General features: G+C 67.3%; 21 protein-coding genes. 12 read left to right on the forward strand and 9 right to left on the reverse strand.

Annotation, left to right across the window (positions count from 1 at the left end; translation table 11 throughout):
• Positions 1–202 precede the first annotated feature (202 nt).
• Positions 203–625, forward strand: a complete 423-nt coding sequence (locus tag AC07PR_RS10845) for a very short patch repair endonuclease (protein WP_495135646.1) — start codon at positions 203–205, stop codon at positions 623–625.
• 202 nt (positions 626–827) lie between these two features.
• Here the strand turns inward: AC07PR_RS10845 and AC07PR_RS10850 are convergent, their stop codons facing one another.
• Positions 828–1,427 (reverse strand): restriction endonuclease, encoded by a 600-nt coding sequence (locus AC07PR_RS10850; protein ID WP_495135310.1) that lies wholly within the window; start codon positions 1,425–1,427, stop codon positions 828–830.
• Positions 1,428–1,683: 256 nt separating this feature from the next.
• Here AC07PR_RS10850 and AC07PR_RS10855 point away from each other — a divergent pair, with 256 nt between their 5' ends.
• Positions 1,684–2,358: an SH3 domain-containing protein gene (locus AC07PR_RS10855; protein WP_495135311.1), complete on the forward strand. Its 675-nt coding sequence runs from the start codon at positions 1,684–1,686 to the stop codon at positions 2,356–2,358.
• Here the strand turns inward: AC07PR_RS10855 and AC07PR_RS10860 are convergent.
• Positions 2,351–3,109, reverse strand: coding sequence for an IclR family transcriptional regulator (locus tag AC07PR_RS10860; protein ID WP_483107642.1), 759 nt, complete (start codon positions 3,107–3,109; stop codon positions 2,351–2,353). The genes AC07PR_RS10855 and AC07PR_RS10860 overlap by 8 nt on opposite strands.
• A 133-nt stretch (positions 3,110–3,242) precedes the next feature.
• Here AC07PR_RS10860 and AC07PR_RS10865 point away from each other — a divergent pair, with 133 nt between their 5' ends.
• Both AC07PR_RS10865 and AC07PR_RS10870 read left to right on the forward strand, forming a co-directional pair.
• Entirely contained in the window at positions 3,243–3,995 is a 753-nt protein-coding gene (locus AC07PR_RS10865; RefSeq protein ID WP_495135312.1) for an SDR family oxidoreductase, read from the forward strand.
• An 81-nt stretch (positions 3,996–4,076) separates the two neighbouring features.
• On the forward strand, positions 4,077–4,931 hold the full coding sequence (locus AC07PR_RS10870) for an ureidoglycolate lyase (protein ID WP_483107641.1): 855 nt from the start codon (positions 4,077–4,079) through the stop codon (positions 4,929–4,931).
• Between the two features lie 270 nt (positions 4,932–5,201).
• On the opposite strand, the gene AC07PR_RS10875 is transcribed toward AC07PR_RS10870, so the two are convergent.
• The gene (locus AC07PR_RS10875; RefSeq protein WP_495135313.1) at positions 5,202–6,023 is read right to left on the reverse strand and encodes a substrate-binding periplasmic protein; all 822 of its coding nucleotides are present in this window, start codon (positions 6,021–6,023) and stop codon (positions 5,202–5,204) included.
• Positions 6,024–6,082: 59 nt separating this feature from the next.
• On the opposite strand from AC07PR_RS10875, the gene AC07PR_RS10880 reads away from it, so the two are divergent.
• The 6 genes from AC07PR_RS10880 to AC07PR_RS10905 all read left to right on the forward strand — a co-directional run bounded on the left by AC07PR_RS10880 (position 6,083) and on the right by AC07PR_RS10905 (position 12,799).
• Positions 6,083–8,215 (forward strand): CPBP family intramembrane glutamic endopeptidase, encoded by a 2,133-nt coding sequence (locus AC07PR_RS10880; RefSeq protein WP_495135314.1) that lies wholly within the window; start codon positions 6,083–6,085, stop codon positions 8,213–8,215.
• Positions 8,216–8,266: 51 nt separating this feature from the next.
• On the forward strand, positions 8,267–9,211 hold the full coding sequence (locus tag AC07PR_RS10885) for a hypothetical protein (RefSeq protein WP_495135315.1): 945 nt from the start codon (positions 8,267–8,269) through the stop codon (positions 9,209–9,211).
• Positions 9,189–9,866 carry an SH3 domain-containing protein gene (locus AC07PR_RS10890; RefSeq protein ID WP_495135316.1) on the forward strand — a complete coding sequence of 226 codons (678 nt, stop codon included), beginning with the start codon at positions 9,189–9,191 and terminating at the stop codon, positions 9,864–9,866. Before AC07PR_RS10885 ends, AC07PR_RS10890 begins: the two co-directional genes overlap by 23 nt.
• An 80-nt stretch (positions 9,867–9,946) precedes the next feature.
• Positions 9,947–11,041: a porin gene (locus AC07PR_RS10895; protein ID WP_495135317.1), complete on the forward strand. Its 1,095-nt coding sequence runs from the start codon at positions 9,947–9,949 to the stop codon at positions 11,039–11,041.
• A 48-nt stretch (positions 11,042–11,089) separates the two neighbouring features.
• Positions 11,090–11,791, forward strand: coding sequence for a dienelactone hydrolase family protein (locus AC07PR_RS10900; RefSeq protein ID WP_495135318.1), 702 nt, complete (start codon positions 11,090–11,092; stop codon positions 11,789–11,791).
• A 216-nt stretch (positions 11,792–12,007) separates the two neighbouring features.
• Positions 12,008–12,799: a transporter substrate-binding domain-containing protein gene (locus tag AC07PR_RS10905; RefSeq protein WP_495135319.1), complete on the forward strand. Its 792-nt coding sequence runs from the start codon at positions 12,008–12,010 to the stop codon at positions 12,797–12,799.
• A 174-nt stretch (positions 12,800–12,973) separates the two neighbouring features.
• Here the strand turns inward: AC07PR_RS10905 and AC07PR_RS10910 are convergent, their stop codons facing one another.
• The 6 genes from AC07PR_RS10910 to AC07PR_RS10935 all read right to left on the reverse strand — a co-directional run bounded on the left by AC07PR_RS10910 (position 12,974) and on the right by AC07PR_RS10935 (position 19,349).
• Complete coding sequence (locus AC07PR_RS10910) at positions 12,974–13,165, reverse strand: hypothetical protein (protein ID WP_495135320.1); 192 nt, start codon at positions 13,163–13,165, stop codon at positions 12,974–12,976.
• 123 nt (positions 13,166–13,288) lie between these two features.
• Positions 13,289–15,448 carry a peptidase domain-containing ABC transporter gene (locus AC07PR_RS10915; protein WP_495135321.1) on the reverse strand — a complete coding sequence of 720 codons (2,160 nt, stop codon included), beginning with the start codon at positions 15,446–15,448 and terminating at the stop codon, positions 13,289–13,291.
• Complete coding sequence (locus AC07PR_RS10920; RefSeq protein WP_495135322.1) at positions 15,445–16,788, reverse strand: HlyD family secretion protein; 1,344 nt, start codon at positions 16,786–16,788, stop codon at positions 15,445–15,447. Before AC07PR_RS10920 ends, AC07PR_RS10915 begins: the two co-directional genes overlap by 4 nt.
• 487 nt (positions 16,789–17,275) lie before the next feature.
• Complete coding sequence (locus AC07PR_RS10925; protein WP_377160770.1) at positions 17,276–17,560, reverse strand: EF-hand domain-containing protein; 285 nt, start codon at positions 17,558–17,560, stop codon at positions 17,276–17,278.
• A gap of 324 nt (positions 17,561–17,884) precedes the next feature.
• A complete protein-coding gene (locus tag AC07PR_RS10930) occupies positions 17,885–18,361 on the reverse strand; it encodes a DUF4124 domain-containing protein (protein WP_495135323.1) in 477 nt (158 codons plus the stop codon).
• A 154-nt stretch (positions 18,362–18,515) separates the two neighbouring features.
• The gene (locus AC07PR_RS10935; protein WP_495135324.1) at positions 18,516–19,349 is read right to left on the reverse strand and encodes a helix-turn-helix domain-containing protein; all 834 of its coding nucleotides are present in this window, start codon (positions 19,347–19,349) and stop codon (positions 18,516–18,518) included.
• 109 nt (positions 19,350–19,458) lie between these two features.
• On the opposite strand from AC07PR_RS10935, the gene AC07PR_RS10940 reads away from it, so the two are divergent.
• Positions 19,459–20,382, forward strand: coding sequence for a class I SAM-dependent methyltransferase (locus tag AC07PR_RS10940; RefSeq protein WP_495135325.1), 924 nt, complete (start codon positions 19,459–19,461; stop codon positions 20,380–20,382).
• Between the two features lie 65 nt (positions 20,383–20,447).
• Positions 20,448–22,013, forward strand: coding sequence for a GGDEF domain-containing protein (locus AC07PR_RS10945; RefSeq protein ID WP_495135326.1), 1,566 nt, complete (start codon positions 20,448–20,450; stop codon positions 22,011–22,013).
• Positions 22,014–22,085: the final 72 nt, after the last annotated feature.

Raw genomic sequence — 22,085 nt, forward strand, 5'->3', positions numbered from 1 at the left:
GGCTAGGGTTCATACGTGGGTCAGGTTTGAACGGAAATCAGTGCGGTCGGTGGGTCAGGATTCGGCGGCAATCAACATTCAATGGAACAGAAGAAGCAAGCGTTCTGCGCCTCCGGGGAGGTGGCGCTGTGTTCTCGGATCGATCGTGCGCATCGCGCCCGGTCAAAGGGTCACGTTGTGGTCACAACTTTGGAGCGAGCTCGTGGTCGACTCTTTCACCCCTGAAAAGCGATCGGAGCTGATGCGACGAGTGAGGCAGCGGGACTCTGCGCCCGAGATGCTGGTAAGAAGGGCATTACACCGTCGGGGCTTGAGATACAACGTCTGCGATTCGAAACTCCCGGGTTCGCCTGATCTCTCGTTCCCGCGATGGCGCGTGGCTGTCTTCGTTCACGGATGTTTTTGGCACGGGCATGATTGCTCTCGCGCCAAGCTGCCCGCCTCAAATCCCAAGTTTTGGCGTCTTAAGATTGAGGGCAATCGCATACGTGACGAGCGCTGTATTCAAGAATTGACGGATAGCGGATGGCGCGTAATAGTGGTTTGGGCCTGCGAACTGAATCGAAAGAAGGATTTCGATGCAATGCTGGACTCGTTGGCTGATCTAATTAGACACGGGTCTTAATGGGAGGAGAAAAATGTACTCTGAAGAGATGCTTGTGCAGCAGCGTGTTGGGGCCGAGCGGGACTGTTTTTGATGAGGAATTGCTCCTTGCATGGGAAAACATTGGTCAGATCTTGAGTATAAAAAGATGGAAAATTCAGGAGTTCTACCGGCTCTCGCAATGAGTAACCGATCCATATTTCCACCAGCGGAAAGTGATTGATCAAACCGCCTTCGTCCCTCTGCACACCGGATACGTCGAACACGCATAGATCGTCTGCCCCGCATCCGGCCCGCGCTTGAGCGTGCGCAGCACCATCGGCTGCGAGCACGCCGGGCAGACCACCATCGTGACGTCCGCTGCTGACCGCTGCGGCTCGGGCTTCGGGGCAGGGGAGGTCGCCAGCAGCGCCGTCAGCTTCGGCCCGTCGATGAGCCGGATGTTCCGGCCCTCGGCGAACGACAGCGCCTCCTTCGTGAATCCCCCCGACGTCACCACGAACCCACCCGCGGCGCCTCGCGCCGCCATCACCCCGTAGAGCTCCCGCGCCGCGCCCACGCCGACCTTGCGGGCCTTCCAGTGCTTGCACTGGACGAGGAAGGTCTCGTTCCCCGTCTTTGAAGGCTTGCGCAGCACGAGGTCCACGCCGCCATCGGGGCCGCTGCCGCCGATCTCGACCACGGTGAACCCCTTCTGCCGGAACGCATCGCCGATCAGCAGCTCGAACTGGTGCCAGGTCATGCCATCGGTCACGGCGGCGCCATCGCCGAGTGCGGACTGCTCGTGCAACTTCCCCATCGCGCGCGGTCGGAGAACCGACATCACCGCCGCTCCTACTGAAGCGAACAGACCCAGCAGACCCTCTCCCGAGAGTCTCTTCTTCGTTCTGGCCATTTCGGCTCTCTCCCTGAAGACGTCAGCCGAGTATCGCCGTCGCCATGTCCGCGAGGCATCGGACCTTCAGACAACTTGTTCGGCAACTTCCTGGCCTCGCTGGGACGGGTCAAGACCTTCTACGACGTGCTCATCGCTGGCGACTGATCAGAACCCCATCGTCCAGCGTTGGTTCGCAATCGCCTTGGCCTCGCTCGGCGCGATCGGCAACGCCGCCGCGGGCTCACCGGACGCGAGCCGCAGTCAGTGCGAGATCGGCGCCTTCGTCCAGGAAACCGATCCTGCCGGCCTGAACGTCCGTGCCGCCCCCAATGCCAAGGCGAAGGTGCTCGGCAAGCTCGTGCCCGTCTACATGGATCCCGAACAGGGCTATCGCACGCGCGCCGAAGTCGAAGTCGTCGCGTCGGAAGGGGGCTGGTTCCTCATCCGCAATGCGCGCGACAACCCGGACATGACCGGCCAGGCCGAACGGCCGATGTATCGCGGCGAGGGCTGGGTGAGCGGCAGCCGCTTGATCGTGAAGTCGCAGGCCACCGCGGGCCGCGCAGCACCGCTGCGTGATGCCCCCGTGCTGATGCGCTTGCGCGATGGCGACACCTTCGACAGCAGCGCCATGATGGACGGGAGCCGGCTCGCGGCGTGTCAGGGCAGGTGGCTCAATTGGAGTTCACTGAGGCCCGCCTGCCTGCCGACTTCCGCGAGAAGCTGCAGGTCACGCCCGCCGCCCGGCAAGGGCTTCCCGCTGGACGCTTCCGCGTCTGGGTGGACAAGATCTGCGATCTTCAGGAGACCAGCTGCAGCGGACTCGGCGGCGACGAGCCTTGAATTGCGGAGCGCTCAATCCTCCGCCATCACCTGATCGAAAGCCGCCCCACTGCGCCGGCCAGCAGTTCTCGCGTCGCGTCCAGATCGGCGCCCACATGTCGGTCGATACGTCGGATGAAGGGACAGGTCAACACCGCCAGCGCATGGTCACCTGGGCCCACCACGGGCATCGACATGTCGACGACACCGTAAGCCTGCAGGCTGTCCCCTTGCCAATACCCAAGGTCGCGGACCTGCTGCAGGATCGGCGACAGGTCCTCCTCGGACAGCGGCACCTCCCCATCGAGACGCTCATGTTCGGCCAGCATGTCCGCGCGACCTTGGGCGGACTGGAAGGCGAGCATCACGTGACCTGACCCCGTCCCCACCAGGCTGATCCTCGCGCCGAGGCGCACCGACATGCCCCAGTTCCCCGGGCCGTTCACCTGGGCCACCACGATGATGTTGCCCCGGTCGTAGATGCCGAGGTGGCAGGACTGTTCAGCGGCCTTGGCGAACGCGTCCATCGCCGGCAGCGCCTGTGCCACAAGCCGTTCAATCGGCGGGTGACGATGCCCCAGCGCGAACAGCTTCAGGCTGAGGGCGTACCGGTCGCCCTGCGCTGACCTGGAGACGTAGTGGCGCGCGACAAGCCGCTCCAGCATGCGATAGATCTCGCTGGGGCTGCGGCCCATCTCCTTGACGATCTCGGCACGCGTCAGCCCGTGGGGCTGCTCCGCCAACAGCTCCAGGATGTCCAGCCCCTTGTCCAGTGCGGGGGCGCGGTAGCGGTCTTCTTCTGACATGGGCGGGGAGGGTAATGCGCAGAGTCGGGACGGATTCGAAGCACCAGGGGGAATCACTGTTGCCTTGCGCTCATCGGAGTTCTAGATTATCCATCAATGAACTTGAAGTTCATTGGTGAACATCGAGAACGCCATGAGACTCCGAGACAAGACCATCCTGATCACGGCCGCCGGGCAGGGCATTGGCCGCGCCAGCGCGCTGGCCTGCGCGCGAGAAGGCGCCAAGGTCATCGCCACGGATTTGAATGGCAGCTTGCTGGAGTCCCTGGCCACGGAATCTGGCAACCTGGTGACTCACGTGCTCGACGTGCGAGATGGCGCCCAGGTCAAGCAGCTGGCCGCTTCCCTGCCAGTCCTGGACGGGCTCTTCAACTGCGCCGGCTACGTCCACCACGGCTCGGTGCTGGACTGCGATGAGGCGGACTGGGACTTCAGCTTCGATGTGAACGTCAAGGGCGCGTACAGGCTGATCCGGTCGTTCCTGCCCGGCATGCTGGACAGGATCGCCACGACCGGCGGCAGTGCGTCCATCGTCAACATGGCCTCGATGGCGTCGTCGATCAAGGGCTTTCCCAACCGCTTCGCCTATGGCGCCAGCAAAGCGGCCGTCATCGGCATGTCGAAGGCCATCGCGGCAGACTATGCGAAGCTGGGACTGCGCTGCAACGCGCTGTGTCCGGGGACCGTCGATACGCCGTCGCTTCGCCAACGCATCGCCGCGGCTGCGGATCCCCTGCAAGCGGAGAAGGACTTCATCGCCCGGCAGCCCGTGGGCCGCCTGGCCACGGTGGACGACATCGCGCCGCAGGTGGTCTACCTGTTGAGCGACGAGTCCCGCTTCGTGACCGGACAGGCCGTCCTGGTCGATGGCGGCGTGACGATCTGAACCGCAAGCAAAGAGCACCCTCATGAAGCGGATCGACGCACACCCACACTTCGGGGTCGAAGGCAACGGTGGACACCATCCATGAAACTGCTGCGCTACGGCCCGACGGGCCAGGAAAAGCCAGGCCTCCTCGATGCACAGGGCCGTGTCCGCGACCTGTCGGCCCTCATTGCCGACATCGCGGGTGATGTCCTGACGCCCGCAGGACTGGATCGCTTGGGCGCCATCGACCCGACCACGCTGCCCTTGGTGGCAGGGACACCGCAGCGGGACCTGCGCGTGGGTCCCTGCGTCGGTCGCGTCGGCAAGTTCATCTGCATCGGCCTGAACTACGCCGACCACGCCGCCGAATCCGGCCTGCCCGTGCCGACCGAACCGGTCGTGTTCGCCAAATGGACCAGCGCGATCACCGGCCCGGACGACGACGTGAAGATCCCGCGCGGCTCGGTCAAGACCGACTGGGAAGTGGAGCTGGGCGTCGTCATCGGCCAGGGTGGCAGCTACATCGAGGAAGCCGACGCGCTCAAGCATGTGGCCGGCTACTGCGTCGTCAACGACGTGTCCGAGCGCGAATGGCAGCTGGAGCGCGGCACGCAGTGGGACAAGGGCAAGGGCTGCGACACCTTCGGTCCCATCGGCCCGTGGCTCGTCACGGCCGACGAGGTGCCGAATCCGCAGGCGCTGCACCTCTGGCTGGAGGTCGACGGCAAGCGCTACCAGAACGGCAACACGCGCACGATGGTCTTCAACGTGGCGCAGATCGTCAGCTACCTCAGCAGGTTCATGAGCCTGCAGCCGGGCGATGTCATCTCCACCGGCACGCCGCCGGGCGTCGGCCTGGGCCAGAAGCCGCCTGTCTACCTGAAGCCGGGCCAGACGATGCGCCTGGGCATCGAAGGGCTGGGCGTGCAGACCCAGAAGACCGTCGCAGCGTGAGCCGCGTCACCGTGCTGCCGAAACGCCTCGCCGATCTGCAGTTCGAACTGGTGCCAGGTCATGCCATTCATGACCGCGGGTTCCTCGCCTCTCGGCAGCGGCGAAGGCCTACGTCGCCGACAAGCTCTACCAGCGAGCCCACGGCGCCTGGACCCCACCGAGCGGAGCGTCGTCGACGACATCCGTGCATCCTCCAGCGAAGCGCCGCGTCCGGGTCTGGAGCAGGGCATGATCAGCGGGGCGTAGCGCTCACGGTGTGACGCAGGATCCTCACTCCTCCGCCGCCAGCAACTGTCCGATCTCGCGCCGATTGCTCCTCACCGCCTGATCCAGCGCCGGAATCAGCGCCGCCAGGCTGCTCCCCCGCGCCGCCACGAAGCGCTCGCCCAGCGTCCCCAGCGGCGACGGGCCGACCTTCAGCCGCTCCAGGTTGCCGCCCGAGTCGGCGATGCGCTGCCTCAGCGCGCGCACATCCGTGTTGAAGTGATTCGCCAGCAGCACGTCGCACCGGCCGGCCATGAGCTGTCGGACCCTCGTCCGGAAATCCCCGGACACGTACTCCGCCGCGTAGATCGACCCCTTCGCCGCTTCCAGCGCGCGGCCGTAGTCGAGCCCCCGCACCACGCACACCCGCAGGCCCTTGAGATCCTCCACCGCGCGCAGTTCCCGATCCACCTCGCTCCGCGCGATCGGCCACACCCCGCTGACGAAGACGTCCTCCGAGAACAGCAGCCGCGACGACAGGTTCGACGACTTCCCGGCCCCGAACCCCATCGTCCAGCCGTTCTCCACCATCGCCAGCATGCGCGGCACCGGCACCAGCTGGCAGTCCCACGCCAGCTCGGCGCTCCGGCCGATGAGCTCGAGCACCGGCTTGATCCGCGCGATGTTGATCCCCTCCGGCAGCGCGAGCGGCACGACCGGCATCACGGGCATCACCGGCGCACCCGCCGCCTTCCCGCCAGCGACCAGCGCGAGCAGCGGCGCCAGCGCCACCGCGCGGCGGCGCACACCCATCCCCGGCGCGAGGACGGTCACGCCCTCCGCCACCCGCGGGGCCTCCCCGACGCTCACGCCCTTGACGCGCTGCATGGCCACGATCGCTCTCTTCCGCACCGGTGTGTCCGGCTTTGGTGGGGAGACTAGCCGCGATGGTTGAAGGCTTGGTGAAGGAAGCGTTGGGGGGGGCCGCGAGCGGCATGAAAAAGGGCGCCGAAGCGCCCTTCAAAGAGGATGGGTCAGTACATCCTGATCCATTCATAGAGCTTCTGCGTCCCGCAGGAAATCACTGCAGAACTCTCGCTGACGCCTGGCCAACTGGATTCCTGTCGCACGCAGTCAATGAAGTCGGTCGGCGGCATCGGGACCGGCTCGCGTCCAGCGGGCGTTCCAGCCCAGCTGTCGCCGCCGGACACCATATCGATCTCTTGGTCTGTCAGGACTTGCATGTTCGCTTTCGAATCTCCGAGATTCGCTCGGTTCGAGTGGATGCGAAACATCCACGACGCGAAAGCTACCTGTTGAAGGCGAGCCTGGATATTCCTCAGAAACAGCAGCAAAAAGCTGCGCAAGTCTGCACCTCATTTCGATGCCTAGCATGCACGGCTCCAATTGCTCCGCTCAGAGTCATGCTCGGAAATCTCGCGCGCGTTCCTCATCTCCCATTCCTCTATCGAAAGCTGCGCCGCATCGCCAAGTGGACACCACTCCTTGTCCTGGCCTTGGCGCTCAGAAACTGGCCCGAGTTCATCGAGGGGCCGCACCTGTGGACAGTATTCGACTTCGGATATCGGGGGGAGTTTCGTCTCTATCTCAACATTGAGCTCACGCTGTCCGGATTGGCGCTCCTGGGCGCATTTGTCTCCCTGAAGGCCAGCCCCGCGTGGCAAAGGCTGTTGAGACCGGTCCCCCGGATCAGCATCACGATGGCGATCGCCACGCTGATGCTCTTTGCCGCAGCGACATTGGCGATCACTCCAGCTGCCGTCCATTCGCAGTTCCGACCGATCAACCCGAGTGATCATTTTCCGACTTGGACGATCTCCGTCCTGTCGCTCCTGCTGGGCGCGTTCCAGCAGGAGATCTGGAATCGCGCGATCCTGCAGTCCACGCTCACCCGGATGTTTGGCAACCGGTGGATGGGACTTGGGCTCACCGCCGTCCTCTGCTGCGCCAGTCAGCCGCATGGTCAGCAGGCAATGGCCTTCTGCTCCGCGATGCTCTTGGGCGTTGTGTTCATCCGCACCCAGTCGCTGGTGTGCATCGCTGCGATTCGCGTCGCCCTCGATCTGTCGTCGGGCATCCTGCAGGGCGGCACCTTCATGGAGGCGAGCTTCCTGGCGCCCAAAGAGTTCCTGGTCACCAAACCGCTCCTGCTCCTGGGCGTTCTACTCCTCGCCTTCACCGTCGAGCTCTGGTATCGGCGCTCGCCGCGCCAGACGCAATTGATCAGGGCCTTCGCGAAGAACCTGCTGCTGATCGCGTTGGCGATTGCGCTTTGCACACTGACTGGCGAATTGCTTCGCCCCTTGTGGATCGCGCTGATCGATCACAACGAATGGCTGACCCGATCGCTGCTGTGGCGCATGAACCTTCTCGTGCAAGCCGGCGTCGCAGTGACCGTGCTGGCCCTCCTCCGACGGGGGCCAAGCCTGCGCGAACTGCTGGCAATCCGTCCGGGAGTGACGGTGAGCCTGGCCGTCGCGGCTGCGTTGATGCCGGCCTTGGCCGCAGTCATCGTGCTCCCGCATGACTTCAGCGCCGGCCTCTTCGCGCCCATGAGCCCTTTGACTGCCGACCCGCATTACTGGCTCGGCACCGTCCTGCCGCTGGTGGTGGGCGTGATCGAGGAAGAAGTGTTTCACCGAGCGCTCATCCAGTCGCTGCTGAGCAGGCTCTTCCGCAGTGAATGGGCCGGCGCCATCGTCGGGGCTCTGCTGTTCGCAGGCGTCCACCCTTTCGAGAACGCAACATTCATCCTGCCGGGCGCCTTGCTCCTCGCCCTCGTTTTCATGCGAACGCGATCCATCGTCTGCACCACAGTCCTGCACCTGACGCTCAACATCGCCGGCCAGATGATCGCGGGAACGCATTTCACAAACGAGCTATTCATTTCTCCGGACGCTTTCATCTCCGCATGGCCGCTCTATGGGGCGTTGTTGCTGGCGCTCGCTGTGGCGTTCGAATGGTGGTGGCGCATGTCAGCCGAGGCGCGCTTGCGGCGCATCGGTCCTGGCCTGAATGAGCGAACCGGAACTCTGGTCGCTGCGCCAGCGTCGATGTGAGCCCTCCTTGATCGATTCGACTTGGTTTCACGTTTTCAATGCCTGCATCCCATGAACCCATATACCCCCGACCTGCGGGCGATTGCGACCCGCTTCGCCGCCCTCGCTCCGCGCCAGCCGACGCAGGCGATGGAGGCCTGGCGGTCCCAGGTTGACCCATTGCCCGCCCTCCTTTGCTCGACGGCTGATCGCCTCGCTGAACGAGCGCTGACTCCGGAGGGACGTGCATCGCTCAACGCCGTGCCAGATGGCTCCGCATTGCTCCTGCGCTGGTTCCTCGATCGACACGAGCGACCGCAATTTCCAAGGACAAGCTTCTTCTCGTCGTCCGTCGCCTATGACTTTTGCGAAGGGATGATTCAGCAGCGCGGAGAACCCGGCGTCACAGCGGCATTGCGGGAGGGCCGTGTGGTGCTTCTCGGGCTGCGTCAGGACACCTCGACGCTCGCAAACAAGGGGCGCGGCGTCTACGACGACTACATCGCCGTGTTGAATGCGTGGGGGCAGCGCGGTCACGCCCAGTTTTTCCCGGCATCCACTGAGCCGACCGCCCAGTACTCGCAGCGTGCTTCGACCGTGGCCGGAGGTGCGCTCGTCGACGCGCGCTACAAGGACGTGCGCTTCAAAGAGGCGCATGGCGCAGACGTCGACAAGGATGGCATCCGCGACGCCGGCCGGCTGGTCGCAGGAACGTATTTCTTCACTGAACTTCCAAGGATCTTCCTCAAGGACCGTGCCTTCTGGGCCTCGGCAAATCAGACGGTGGAGCGCGATACCAACGGGGATGGTCGCTTCACGCTGGACGACCGAAATCGGATCGACCGCCAAGGCGTGGGCCGCAGCATGTACATCCATCAAGGAGGACCCACCACCGCGCCCGCTGTGAACACTTGGTCCGCAGGTTGCCAGACGGTGCCACAGAACCACTATCCTCGCTTCCTTGCCTCACTCGGTGCCAGCCCGAAGTTCTTCTATGTCCTGGTCGATTGCCGCTGATTCGCCGCTTCGCATCGCTGCCGCCCTGGCGCTCGCGGCCTCGGCTGCGTGTTCCCACGCGGATGCGCCCCCGCCAGCGACGTCTTCGGCGTGCGCCATCGTTGCCTTTGTCGAGGAGACGGACCCGGCAGGACTCAACGTTCGCGCGGCCCCGAACGCCAAGGCCGAGATAGTGGGCAAGCTGCCGGCCGTGTGGGTCGACAAGGCGTCGGGAAGTTGGATCCGGATTCGCGTCGAGATCACCGCCAACGAGGGAGGCTGGTTTCGGATTCGCAACGCGCGCGACGATGAGGACCTGACCGGCCAACCGGCGAGGCCCACCTTCGCAGGGGAGGGCTGGGTATCCGGTCGCAAGCTGGTTGTGAAGTCGCAGGCCCGAGCGGGGCATGCACGCCCCGACGACCAGTCACCCGTCTGGCTCAAGCTCGATGACGATCAGCTGTTCGACAGCGATGCGATGGTCAGCGCCAGTTCCCTGGCAGCTTGCAAGGGGGCATGGGCTCAGGTGGAGTACGTCGATGCGAGACTGCCCGCGGAAGGGCGACGGGCGCTCAACGTGGCTCCAGCCGCCCGTAGCGGCCTGCCCGCGGGGCGGTTTCGACTGTGGGTCGACAAGATCTGTGGGTCGCAGGAAACGGTCTGCGACGGACTGTAGACGTCCCCTTCTCCCGAACGAGAGAGCCGCGACTTGCGGCATCGCGCCAACATCGGCGTGACGCCACCTCGCCCGCTCCGATGCAGTACCGCTCCTTCCCATCGCTCATGCTCGGCGGTCTCGCGCTCGCCGCGACCGCCGCCCACGCCCAATCCACCGTCACGGTCTACGGTCGGCTCAACGTGTCGCTCGAGCACGCCGACGCCAGCCATGCCCCCCGTGACCGCGCCGTCAACCGCGAGTCCAACAACCGCTCCGTCATCGGCTTCCGCGGCGTCGAGGACCTGGGCGACGGCGTCCAGGCGCTGTTCCAGATCGAGGGCTCGCTCGCCCTCGATACCGGCGTCGGGCCGTCACTCGCCAACCGCGACACCCGCGTCGGGCTGCAGACCCCCTACGGCCTGCTGTTCGCCGGCCACTGGGGCACGCCGTACCTGCTGTCCACCAGCACCCTCGACCCCTGGTATCCCACCACCGCCGGCTACATGGCCCTGATGGCCAACGGCTCCGCGCCCACCACCAACCACCTGGGCAACACCGCGTCCTTCGACCGGCGGCAGCAGAACATCGTCCAGTACTGGACCCCCGCGTGGAACGGCCTCACAGGCCGCGTCGCCTACGCCTTCAACGACGGCGAGGTCGGCCCCAACGGCGCCCGCCCGCAGCTCCTCTCCGCCTCCATCACCTGGGACGACGGACCCTGGAACCTCGCGCTCGCCCACGAGCAGCATCGCGACTACCAAGGCCCGCACCTCACCGACTCCGCCACCAAGCTCGGCGCCGCCTATCGCTTCGGCCCGGGCCGCCTCGCCGCCGCGGTCGAGCGCCTGCGCTACGAGACGCCGCTCGGCGCCTTGACGCGCGACAGCGCCTTCGTCGCCGCCACCTGGCAGATCGGCCCGACCAACCTGCGCGCCAGCTTCACCCATGCCGGCGAGGGCAAGGGCCCCGCCGGCACGCGCATCGGCTTCATCGCGGCGGGCGAGGACACCGGCTCGCGGCAATGGACGCTCGGCGCGGACTACACGCTGTCCAAGCGCACCGGCTTCTACGCCTACGTCTCGCGCATCGACAACCAGGCGCGCGCCGCCTACGACTTCGCGATCAACCCGCTGGGCGTCGGCGTCGGGGAGAAGTCCACCGTGTTCGCGCTGGGGATGCGGCACGCGTTCTGACTTTTCGTCGTCAACCTTTTCGTCGCCAACCGCTCAAGGAGACCCGCCATGGGTGAACGCATCACCATCACGACGCCCGCCGGCTCGTTCGGCGCCTACCTCGCCAGACCGAAGGCGTCTTCCGCGCCGGCCATCGCGGTGATGCAGGAGATCTTCGGCATCAACAAGGACATGCGCGAGACCTGCGACTGGCTCGCCGACCAGGGTTTCATCGCCGCCTGCCCCGACCTGTTCTGGCGCCTCGAACCCGGCGTCGAGATGTCCGACGGCTCTGAAGCGGAATGGAAGAAGGGCTTCGCGCTCTACCAGGCCTTCAACGTCGACACCGGCGTCGAGGACGCCGCCGCCACGATGCAGCACCTGCGCGGCCTGCCCGGCTGCAACGGCAAGGTCGGCATCACCGGCTTCTGCCTCGGCGGCCTGCTCACCTTCCTCACCACCGCCCGCGAGCGCACGGACGCGTCCGTCGCCTATTACGGCGGCGCCACCGAGCGCTACGTCGAGGAAGGGCGCGACATCGCCACCCCGCTGCTGATGCACCTCGCCGGCAGCGACGAGTACATGTCCGCCGAGGCCCAGCAGCAGATCCGCGACACGCTCGCCGGCAATCCGAACATCACCATCCACACCTATCCCGGCCGCTCGCACGCCTTCGCGCGCCGAGGCGGCCAGCACTACGAGGCCGAGGCCGCCACCCTCGCCAACGACCGCACGATCGCGTTCTTCCGCGAGCACCTCGGCAGCGTCTGACCGCCATCGCCCCACGGCCTGCGCCGCAGGCTCAGTCCGTGGCGCACGCTCGGCCTGTGCGGACGCTCAGCCCGTGCGTCGGGTTCCCAGCGGACCTGGGATGCGACCGCCTGTCCCTCATGCTGTCCCTCATGTCTTGCACGGCATATCCATATGCCCGTTGACGCGGGCGACTGGTGGCAACATCGGCCCTTCCTACGAACAACGAGGGGCCCCATGAAAGCACTCCGCACTTCCCTGATCGCAGCCGCGCTGCTCGCCGGCGCCTCCCTCGCGGCCCAGGCCGCTGATCTGCTCGACGACGTGAAGTCGCGCGGCACGCTGCGCGTCGCCGTCGAAGGCACCTACCCGCCGTTCAACTTCAAGGACGCCAAGGGTCAGCTCGACGGCTTCGACGTCGACATCGCCAAGGCCCTCGCCGCCAAGCTCGGCGTCAAGCCGGAATTCACCACCACCGAGTGGAGCGGCATCCTCGCCGGCCTGCAGGCCGGCAAGTACGACGTCATCGTCAACCAGGTCGCCGCCACCGACGAGCGCCGCAAGACCTTCGACTTCAGCGCCCCGTACGTCACCTCGTATCCCCAACTGATCATCCGCGCCAACGAGACCCGCCCGCTCAACACCGCCGCGGACCTCAAGGGCAAGAAGATCGGCGTCGGCCAGGGCAGCAACTTCGCCGAACTCGCCAAGTCCTGGGAAGGCACCGACGTGCGCACCTATCCCGGCGCCACCGAGTACCTGCAGGACCTCGCCACCGGCCGCATCGACGCCGCACTCAACGACAGCCTGCTGATCCCCTACCTCAAGGACAAGACCAAGCTGCCCATCAAGGCCGGTGCCGCCATCGGCAAACCCGCCACCAACGCGATCCCGTTCCGCAAGGGCAGCCCCAAGTTCCAGGCCGCCATCGACAAGGCCCTCGCCGACCTTCAGGCCGACGGCACCTACGCCAAGATATCGACCAAATGGTTCGAGCGCGACGTCAGCAAGCCGATCGAGAACAAGTGATCGCGGAACGTCCGGTGGATCGCCGCCGGATGGCTGATCGAACTTGCGGATCGATCCCATGATCCGCCGGTGATCGATGGATCACCGCAACGGGCCGACGCGATGCCTCGCGCCGGCCCTTTTCTCTTGGACGTCTGCAAGCCTCTCGCAGACGTCCCGGCCCGAGGGCCACGATCAGCGGCTCTTGTTCTGCGTCTTCGTCAGCGCGTACGCGCCCGCCACCTCTCCCTGGGCTTGCGCACTGCTCGCCGTGCCCGTCAGGAACTCCGCCGTGGCCTGGCACAGTGCGCGGCCTTCGGGCGTTCCGGCCCAGCTATCACCGCCGCTCACCAGCGCGATCTCCTGCGTCGTCAGCTCTTCAAACATCATCGACCTTTCAAGTCATGTCAGTCATGAGGATCCACTCATCCGCAGCCCCATGCCGCGGATGAACACGCATCGACGAGGTCGCCTTGGAAGGCCCGGTCCGTCGTCGATGTGCGATCAACTCTAGGTCGACGAGCCCGGGAAGAAGCTCCCCCGCGAGAGGGCAGCGATGGGGGCCACCGGAAGGGGGAGAGGCGTGGCCTCCCGCAACGCGCCGCGCTCCAGCACCACCACGCGCTGCGCGCCCGCGATCGTGTCCGGCCGGTGCGCGATCATCAGCCGCGTCAGCGACAGGCCGGCGAGGTTCGCCGCCACCGCGCGCTCGCGTTCGACATCCAGGTGACTCGTCGCCTCGTCCAGCGCGAGGATCGTCGGCCCGCGGTACAGCGCGCGCGCCAGCAGCAGCCGCTGCTTCTGGCCGCCCGACAGGCCGCTGCCGAGGTCACCGACCAGCGTCTGGTACCCCATCGGCATCTCGCGGATGTCCTCGTCGATCTGCGCCATCAACGCGCAGGCCCGCACGCGCTCGAGGTCCGGCCGGGCGTCGAAGAAGGCGATGTTGTCCGCCAGCGACCCCGTCAGCAGCACGTCCTCCTGCATGACCGTGCCGATCCGGCCGCGCACGTTCTTCAGACCCAGCTGCCGCATCGGCATGCCGCCGTAGCGCACCTCGCCCTCGACCGGCTCCAGCAGGCCCAGCAGCAGCTTCAGCAGCGTCGTCTTGCCCGCGCCGCTCGGTCCGGTGATCGCGACGCTCTGGCCCGCCGGCACGGTCAGGCTCACATGGCGCAGGATCCACGGCTCGCGCTCGCCGTAGCGGAAGCTGACGTCGCGCAGCTCCAGGCTCGCGTCCAGGTGCGCGAGGTCGCTGACCGGTGCCTCGTCGAGCTCGGGCGGTTCCAGCGCGATGTCGGCCAGGCGCTCGGCATGCAGGCCGAGCATGCGGAACTCGACCGCGAAGGCGATCAGCGCCGACACGCGTCCGGTGAACTGCGTCCGGTAGCTGAGGAACGCGAACAGCATGCCCACCGTCATCGTCACGGCACCGCCCTGCTGCCCGTCGAGGATCAGGCCGGCGCCGAGGAACAGCACCAGCAGGTTCTCCACGCCGGACAGGAAGGTGTTGGCCGCGCTCATCGCCATCGACAGTCTGGCGGTGCGGACGTCGCGGTTCTGGACCTCGACGATCAGGTTCTGCCACTGGGCGCGGCGTTCCTGCTCGCGGCCGAACAGCTTCAGCGGCGTCATCGCGCGCAGCGTCTCGAGGAAGTGCGTGCTCTCGCGCGCGGCGACGACGAGGCGCTCGGCCGAGGCCTCCTTCAGCGGCCGGTAGGCAGCCCAGCGCAGCAGCGCGTACAGCGCCACGGAACCGAGCACCACCAGCGCCAGCGGCCACGCGTACAGCGCCATCATCACCAGCGCCGCCACGGCCATCAGGCCGTCGAGCACGGCCTCGATCGCGGAAGTGGTCAGCGTCTTCTGGATCGCCTCGACGGCGCCGAAGCGCGAGGTGATGTCGCCGAGGTGGCGTCGCTCGAAGAAGCCGACCGGCAGCCGGAGCAGGTGCGCGAAGGCGTTGCCGCGCCACTGCAGCGACAGCGTCTGCGTGAGCAGGATCAGCATCCACGAGCGCGCCAGTCCGAGCGCCGTCTGCGTGACGAGCAGCAGGCCGAAGCCGATGACGAGCACCTTCAGCAGGTCGCGGTCGCCGGCGCTGAGCACGTCGTCGACGATGAGCTGGTTGCACAGCGGCGCGACGATCGCGAAGAGCTCCAGCACCAGCGCGACCAGCAGGATCTGCGTCAGCGAGCGGCGCAGCCCCAGCACCTTGCCGGTGAGCGCGCCCAGCGACACGCGCGGCGCGGGCGCGGCGGGCTGGAACGAGGCCGTGGGGCTGAGCTCGACGGCGACGCCGGTGAAATGCGCGGAGACCTCGTCGAGCGTCAGCCGCCGCTCGCCGACGGCGGGATCGAGCACGGTGACGACACGGCCGCGCACCTTCGTCAGCACGACGAAATGGCTCAGGTCCCAGTGCAGGATGCAGGGCATGGCGAGCTTGCCCAGGAGCGTCAGGTCCAGCTTCAGCGGCCGGGCCGAGAGGCCGAGGCCGGCGGCCGCGTCGATCAGGTCGCGCAGTTGCATGCCCTTGAGCGCGACAGGGAAGCGGCGGCGCAGCTCGTGCAGGGTCACGGCGGTCCCGTGCGCCGCCGCGATCATGGCCAGGCAGGCCAGGCCGCATTCGGCGATCTCGGACTGGAGGAGGGGCTTGGCGCGGACGGTCAAGGCTGGACCCGTTTGGCCGTTGCGAGCAGCGGTTCCAGCACCCATTCCCAGATGCGGCGGTGTTCGAGTGTCACGTCGGCATCCAGCGCCATGCCCGCCCGCAGGGGCAGCGTGCGGCCGTAGGCGGCGATGTCCTCGCGGTCCAGCCGCACGTCGATCCGGTAGAGCGGCTCGTTGGCCTGCGCCGCGCTGACGAGCGCCTGCGCCTGGCCCGCTGGGAGGTCCTGCGGCGCGATGGGGGTCGGGCTCACGTGGGCGACCTCGCCCCTGGCCATGCCGAACTTCTGGTACGGATAGGCGGCGTAGCGCAGCCACACCGGCTGACCGGGTTGGACGAAGCCGACGGTGCGGCTCGGCGCGTAGAGCTGGGCGAGCAGGCGCGGCGCTGCGCCAGCGGTCGACGAGCTCGATGTGCGCGAGCTGGTCGATGAGGCCAATGCGCTCGAAGCATTCGATGTGCCCGATGTGTTCGACCTGTTCGGCGTGTTCGACGTATTCAGTGCATCTGGCGTCGGAACGAGGGTGACCAGGGTCTGACCAGCCTGGACCGCCTGTCCGGCGTGAAGCGGCAACGCGCTCACGCGTCCGTCGCGCGGCGCGGTGACGGCGACGCCGGCCCGGGCCTGCAGCTCGGCGCGTTCCTGCTCCAGTTGGGCGACGACGCGGTCGAGCTGCGTCAATGAGGTGGCCAGGCTCGTCGGGATCGAGGCGAGCTCCGCCTCCAGCGCCCGGGCGTCGCGCGACAGCGTTTCGATGGCCCGTTGCGCGCCGCGCTCCCGCGCCCGGAGGTCGAGCAGTTCCTCGTCCTTCTGCTGGGCCTGGATCTCGGACACGTAGCCGTTCGCCGCCAGCGCGGCGTAGCGTGTGCGGCTCCGCTGCGCGAGCGTGACGCGCTGGCGGACCATGTCCAGTTCCTCGCTCGCCTGGTCCGTCTCGACGCGCAGGCTGCGCAGTCGGCCGGTGATCGTCTCGCGATGCTCCTCCGCCTGACGCCGTTGCAGTCGACGCTCGGTGTCGAGGCTCTCCCGACGCGCCTCGACCGCGCGCAGGTTGAGCGCGTTCATGTCGCCACCGTCGACCAGGCGCTCGCTGCGCACGCGCACCAGCGGCTGCCCGCGTCGCACCTCGTCGCCTTCGTCGACGAGCAGTTCCTCCACCTGACCCGCCAGGGGCGCGGCGACCTGCAGCAGTCCGCCGACCGGCATCAGCAGCCCGGGCACCCGCGCCTTGCGCGAGACCTGTCCGATCAGCGCGAAGCCGATCAACGCCAACGCCAACACCACCGCGATCGCCGCGACGAGCGCGGACTCCGGTCGCTGCGCGACGCGGATGCTCCCCATCCATGAGGCCTGCCGTGCCTCCCTGACCGCTGCCCGAAACATGAGATGTGTGTTCGCCCGTGACGCCGCGCTGCGGCAACAGGTCGGATTCTTGGACGCTTCCACGCCGTCGGATCGTCGGCGGGGAGGGGGCTCCGAAAGAGGATTGATTTCCTCCCGGAGACATGCTCGTGTCGAGACGTCCGGGCTGTCGACGCCGTGGATATGGCGCGGATGTGTGGATGCACCACACGTCGATGTCGTCGGGCTATCCAGATGGGTGGTTGTCGACCGGTCGAACTCCCCTGGAAGAGGGGAGGCTTCCGCAGATCCCACAAACTGGCTGCTCAGGATCGGGGAGAGGCGGTCGGTGTCCGCCAACGGATTTGTGGCCCGGATGTGGCGCGGCGCCCACGCCGGGGAGGGCGGGGCGCCGCGAAGGGGGCCAGTCGTTGCCTGTCGTCCGCCCTGCGCCGTCGGGAGCGTGCGGCGCGTCCGGGCGGAGGCTTTACTTCTTGCGGTCCTTCATCTGGGCGGCGGCGTACTGTTTGACTTGGTCGAGCGTGACGGCGCCGCTCTTCTGCGTGTCGACCTCGTCGAAGTGCTTGGCCAGGCGCGGCATGCCGGCCTCGGCTTCGGCCTTGGTGAGCTTGCCGTCGTGGTCCTTGTCCGCGGCGGCGAACCGGTCCTCGAGCTTCTGGGCGGCCTTGCCGTTCTGCGCATGCGCGGGCAGGGCGGTGAGGGCCAGGGTCGCGATCACGGCGCCGGCCATGGCGGTCAGGACTGCTTTCATGTGAACTCCGCTGAAGTGGAGTCCGTAGCTTCGCCGCCGCATGCGCTGCCGTTGATGCGCCGCCGGTAAAGCTTCGTCAACGGGTGTAGCCGGGGGTGTCGTTGGCGTCGTCGGGCGCAACAACACGACATGCCGCTGATAGCGACACGTCGACAGAACGTGTCGCAAGAATCGAGTTCCGACGACATGGGAAAAGGCTCATGTCGCAGAAATCGCGTTTTGACGACATGAGTCCGATGTCATGTCGTCGCCGACGACATATCGCTGGAACGTGTCGCAGAAATCGCGTTCTGGCGACATGAGACCGTTCCCACGGCCTGGCGCTCACTTGCAGAACAAGCGGATGTCGCTCTGCGCGACCTGGCGATCGTGGTCGTCGGTCCGGGCCCCATTCGAGTGCCGGACCGCGCCGGCCAGGATGTCCTTGGCCAGCGCGCATCGATAGGCGTCGGTCTCCCGGTTCAGGCCTTCCGACAGCGAGGGCGGCACGGACGGGGTCTGCCGCGGTGCCGGGGTGGCTGCCGGCTGCTTCTTCCGGAACTCCAGTGCCGACGGAGCGACGGGGGGAGGCACCGGTACCGGCTGGGGCGGCGGTGGCGGCTTGACCTCGGTGTGGGGCGTGGCGGCGTCGGTCGGCTTCTGCTGCGAGTACTGCACCCGCCCATTGGCGTCGACCCATTTGTAGACCTGCTGTGCCTGCGCGGCGAGGGTCGGCAACGTCAGCGCGACCGCGATCGCCGTTGTCCTCAGGCAGTCCTTGAAGTCGGACCCCTGCATGTTCTTCTGCGCCTGAAATGCCATGGCGCCCCCCTGGAATCGCTTGTTCTTGTGGAAGGCAGGACTGTATCTGGCAGTCAAAGGAAACCAATCCCTCCGGGCGGGGGACGCGACACTGCGAGGGAATCGGAGTCGACCAGCGCTTCCCGGGCTGGCGAGGGGCACTTCTGAGGACGCTTCATGCAGACTCTGGTCCCCTGGTCGATTTGCCTTTGAACGCTTTGGCCGCAGGTTTTTCCTTGGGACTGTCCACCTGTCGAGCGGGCTTCTTGCTTGACGACGGTGAGTCCGCGTTCTTGTCCGCGCGATCGGTGGCAAAGCGCCATCCGGCGCGTTCGAAGGCGGCCATCGCGTCCGCAAGTTCTGCCTCCATGAGAGGAGCGACCAGCTCGTTCATCTTGTCCAGATGCGCACGCCGGCGCAGACGCTCCTCGCGGTACACCAGCACGCGATCTCGCGCGACGCGCCGCTGCCCCCCTTGCGTGACTTCGACTGTGCCCAACAGGCCCCGATCGCACAGCATCGCCACATGCGGCCGGCTCAAGCCGAGCAGCTTCGCCGCCTCCGATGTCCGGATCAGATCCGATGCGGGCTCGACCACGCCCGGTGCCGTCGACGGCACCAGCCTGAGCAGTACCGATCCCGGCTGGGTCGGGTCCATCAGATAGTCGACTTTCACTCGTCGATCCCCAAATGTCTGATCTCTCACCCGCATCACCGAACTCGCCAGCACTTCCAGATCGGTCAGCGCCTGCTCCAGGGTGCGATGCACGTCGGCCAGGGCCTCCGGTGCCGGGTAGGGATCGTCTTCGCTCAAATGCGCGCAGATCGCGAGCGCCCGCTGGATGGCGGCGCTGACGGACTCCGGCGCGCTGTTGCTCGCGCCCGGCGCGAGACGCATCGGCTTCGATCTGCGTCGTGGCTTCTCGATCTCCGCCGTCGGCGCGGGCGGCGGCGTCGCCCGGCGGCTGCGAGACGGACGGGCGGATGGGGAAGGCTTCGAGGTGCTCATGCGGCTTATCCTAGCGCCGTCACCATGAACTCGAAAATAACGAAAGGAAGCTAACCAGTCGAAGTCAGCGCCGCCTGTCTACACTGACGCCCCTTCCCCGAACCCTCCCATGCAAGCGCTCCTCGACGCCATCGCCACGCTCCAGCGGCCCACCGACGCCTGCCGCGTCTTCCACGGCCGCGGCGGCCGGTTCCCCGGTTGCGAGCAGTGGGCGCTCGACGCCTATCCGCCGGTGTTCCTGCTGACCAGCTTCGCGCCGGTCGCGGACGAGGAACTCGCCCGCATCGGCGACGCGTTCGCCGCGCGCTGGGCCGAGATCGCGCCCGGCGAGCCGCTGAACTGGCTCTTCCAGCATCGCGACGAGAACCGCCCCACCAACCGCCTGATGGCCGGCGCGCTGCCCGACGAGCACGTCGTCGAGGAAGACGGCGTCCGTTTCCACGTCAACCTGCCGCACGGCCAGAACCACGGCTTCTTCCTCGACATGGCCGAAGGCCGCCGCTGGGTGCGGCGTTGGGCGCAGGCGCATCCGGGCGGCACGGTGCTCAACCTGTTCGCCTACACCTGCGCCTTCTCCGTCGTCGCGCTGCACGCCGGCGCCGGCGCCGTGGAGAACTACGACATGGCGCGCGGCCCGCTCTCCACCGGCCGCCGCAACCACCAGCTCAACGGCGTGCAGGACCGCGCCGCGTTCCACGCGCACGACATCTTCAACTCCTGGGGAAAGATCCGGCGCGGCGCGCCCTACGACCTCGTCGTGCTCGACCCGCCGAGCTACCAGAAGGGCAGCTTCGTCGCGACCAAGGACTACGCGCGGCTCGCCCGCAAGCTGCCCGAACTGCTCGCGCCGGGCGGCCATGCGCTCGTGTGCCTGAACACGCCCAAGCTCGGCACCGATTTCCTGCGCGACACGATCGCGGCGGAAGCGCCTGAGCTCGAGTTCATCGAACGCGTCGCCAATCCCGAGGCCTTCGCCGACCTGTCGGAGGAACGTTCGCTCAAGGTGCTGGTGTACCGGAACCCCTCGCCATAACGTCCTTGTCATCCGCTCGCAGAACCGCCTGCGCAGCCCGACGACCGAAGCAGTCATTCGCCACCATGTCCGACCCAGTCCTCTCTTTCGAGCGCGATCTGCGCGCCGATCCCGACGTCGCGCGCTTGATGCGCACGCTGACACTGGGCCATGCGCAGGCCCATGCGCAGCTGGAGCAGGAGATCGGCGAGTTCACCCGTTCCGGGCAGCGTCTTCACCTGGCCTATGCGCTGGCGCTGCTGGCGCGCGTCCAGGCGCTGCAGAGCGATCTGGACGCCGCCGACGCGACGGCCCTGCGGGCCCGGCAACTCTTCAAGGAAGAAGGCGCCCTCAGCGGCGAAGCCCTGGTGCTGCATTCGCTGGCGATCCGCAATCTCGTCGGCGGTCGTCAGGCGCTGGCGCTGGAGGACCTGAACCGCGCGCTGCCGCTGGCCCGCGGCAGCGGCTGGCCCGATGTCCAGGCCTGCGTCCACAACGTGCTGGGCGTGGTGCTCAACGACATGGGCCGCCACGACGAGGCCGCGCGCGTGCTCCGCGAGGCGCTCGAGCTGCCCGCCCCCAGCGTGTCCAGCCCGTTGAGGCTGCGGCTGCGCAGCAACGTCGCGCTGGCGCTCGCACGCGGCGCGCAGCGCGCCAAGAGCCGTCGGGAGGACGACTGGCGGGCGCGGTCCGACGAGGCCGTCGCGGAGGCTCGCCAGGTGTGGCGACATGGCGAGGAACTGCTGCCGGGGGACCGGGCCGCCTTCCTGGACACGCTCGCCACCGCGCTGGTCGCCCAGGGCGCCCTGGATGACGCGCATCGCGCGCTGGACGAGGCGGAGGCGTCGTTCACCGCGCACGGCAACGACCTGGGCCTGCTCTATGCGTCGTTGACGCGGGCGCGCGCCTGGCTGGAAGCCGGCGAGCCCGCCAAGGCGCTCGACGCGCTGGCGCGCGGCAAGGAGGCGGCCACCCGCAGCGGCGCCACGGTCCTGCTGGACGAACTCGAGCTCCAGACGTCGCTGGCGCACGAACAGCTGGGGGACTACCGCAGCGCGCTCGCGGCGCACCGGGAGTTCTATCGCTGGCGCGAGACGCAGGTGCTGGCGCTGGCGGAGGAGCGGGCCCGTTCGCTCGCGGTCACGCTGGACTTCGACCGCGCCCACCGGGAGTCGCGGCATGATGCGCTGACCGGATTGATGAACCGGCGCGGTTTCGACGAACTGTTCGCGCGGGTCCTGAACCGCGCCGGGCTCGGCGCCGGGGTCGGGTTGGCGCTGATCGACCTCGATCACTTCAAGCAGGTCAACGATCGCTTCGGCCATGCCGCGGGCGACGAGGCCTTGCGCATCGTCGCGAAGCTGCTGGTCTCGGAATGCCGGCCGACGGACTTCGCCGCGCGGCTCGGCGGGGACGAGTTCGTCGTGGTGGTCCAGGGCGACCGCGGCACGGCGGCGACCGTCTGCCGCCGCGTGCGGGAGCGCCTCCACGCCCACGGCCCCACCCATTGGCCAGACGGTCCGGCACTGACGATCAGCGCGGGCGTGGCAGAGACCCTGCAGCCGGTCGATCCGTCGGTCATGCTCGCCCAAGCCGATGAGGCGCTGTATCGGGTCAAGGCTGCGGGGCGAAACGGCGTCCAGACCGGTTGAACCGCGCCCGTTGAGCGCCCGTTGAGCGCCCATTGAGCGCCCGCGCCGACGCCAGCAGGCGCAAGTTTTGCC

Source organism: Roseateles sp. GW821-FHT09H11 (assembly GCF_059415845.1).